2 protein-coding genes are annotated in these 1,771 nt (G+C 66.8%); one reads left to right on the top strand and one right to left on the bottom strand.

Annotated elements, in window-relative coordinates; genetic code table 11:
- Positions 1-536, bottom strand: a 536-nt coding sequence (locus P409_RS33490) for a Ros/MucR family transcriptional regulator (RefSeq protein ID WP_052121692.1), incomplete at its 3' end; no start/stop codon positions are given.
- Positions 537-1,298: 762 nt separating this feature from the next.
- Here P409_RS33490 and P409_RS33485 point away from each other — a divergent pair.
- Positions 1,299-1,771, top strand: a 473-nt coding sequence (locus P409_RS33485; protein ID WP_081992163.1) for a MucR family transcriptional regulator, incomplete at its 3' end; no start/stop codon positions are given.

Here is a 1,771-nt window from a genome sequence, read left to right as displayed (position 1 = left end):
TGGTCGTCTTCTCGCTCGGCCGCGTGGCACGCTGGCGGCCGGGCCGGCTGGCGCGGGCCACCCGGGCCGGGCGGCCGGATCCGAGACCCTGCCGCTTGGCGTCGGCGGATTTCGCCTTGGTGTAGTTGGGCGGCGGTCAGCGGGTAGTCCGCCGGCAGGCCCCAGCGCTCGCGGTACTGCTCGGGGCTCAGCCCGTAGGTCGCCCGCAGCCAGCGCTTCATGGTCTTGAAGCGGCGCCCGTCCTCAAGGCAGACGATGTAGTCCGCCGTCACCGATTCCTCGACCGGCACGGCCGGGACCAGCGGCGCCGCCGGCGCCTCCTGCCCGTCCTGGCCGATCTCGGCGGGGACGCCGTCATGCGCCTCGGCCGGGTCGGCCTCGCCCTCGGGCAACGGGCCCTGGGTGGCGCTGAGGGTGGTGTAGACGTTGCGGATCAGGTCGAGCAGGCTCTCGCTGTCGAGCGTGTTGCGGGACACATGCGCGACGACGATTTCTTTGGTGAACCTCAGGATCTCGGTTTCGCTTGGGCGGGCCATGGTGCTCTTTCTTGTTTAGCGATCCAACCTTCGGCGGGCGCGGCTGAAATGTGACGGCCGAAGGATTCGAATCGCCTCCCTCCACTGGATGGCAAAGAATCTAGTTTCAATTTTAGGATGTTTCGCGCGATTTCCGCAAGATGATAACGCAATGACACCGCGATAAAGGGCCGCGACATAAAATGCAGGGCCTGGCAGCCTTGGATCGGCCGCCAAACCATCCCATGCGGCGGAGGATTTCGCGCGGTCATACAATCCCCAGGTTGTAGAGCGGCCCTCTGGGCGGACATGGTGACCACCCGATGACGGCCGCTCCGGCGAATCGCCCGCAGATCTCGGGCCTGGTTCGATCGAAATCTCGGCATATTTTTCCGGCATCCGAGATGAAAGCGCCGGGGGAGCCCGGCTCCGCCCGAATCCGAAGGTTTCCCGCGCAGCGGAACGTGATCCCGGCTCTTGCCGCGGCCTTTGCCGGTAGGATCGAGGCGGCCTGTTTCACTTAAAATAGTCTTCCGCAATAGTTTTTAAGGATTAACCTGTCACGAGGTTGCTGATACGCTGATTTCGCGATTCGGATCGTACAATATCCGAGTATGCGGGGCCGCGCCGCAATCAAAGACAGGATGTTCGAGGGAGGGGGGTAGCCATGTCGGTCGGTCGGCCGGCCGTGGATTCACTGGTCTGGCGGAAGCAGCCCTTTCGCCGGGGGCGATTCCACTATGTCGCACCGGCGTCAGAGCTGTGGGCCAGAAGGACGAATGAATGCGAGTTGACCAGCTTGACGAAGCGGGCCGGAAGCGAACCGCCGCGGAGATCGACCTTCGGTGCCTGCTGGCGCATCACCGGGATTTCGCGGCCGAGATCGCCCGGGCCTTCCGGTCGCGGCAGCCCGGATCCGGGCCGGACGATCCCTCGCTGATCCGCAAGATCCTGGCGGCCTTCGACGATCTTTCGGTGCCGCCGCCGGCCCGGGTGCGGCCCCGGGTGCAGAAGCCCCCTCGCGCCATCGTGCCGGTCCGGGTGGCGCCGGTGCCGCTGGCCGACACCATCGGGCTCGGCTTCCTGATCTGCCTCGAGGACGGCGTGAGCTGCCGGGACCTCGGCCGCCATCTCGACACCGTGCACGGGCTCACCCCCGACCAGTACCGCCGCCGCTGGGGCCTGCCCGCGGCCTATCCGATGCTGCCGCCGCCGTCGCATGAGGAGCGGGTGGCCTGGCGCCGCCGGCTGGCGCC

It is taken from the genome of Inquilinus limosus MP06 (assembly GCF_000767795.1).
Taxonomy (GTDB): Bacteria; Pseudomonadota; Alphaproteobacteria; order DSM-16000; family Inquilinaceae; genus Inquilinus; species Inquilinus limosus_E.
This window is presented reverse-complemented; position numbering and strand designations above follow the sequence as displayed.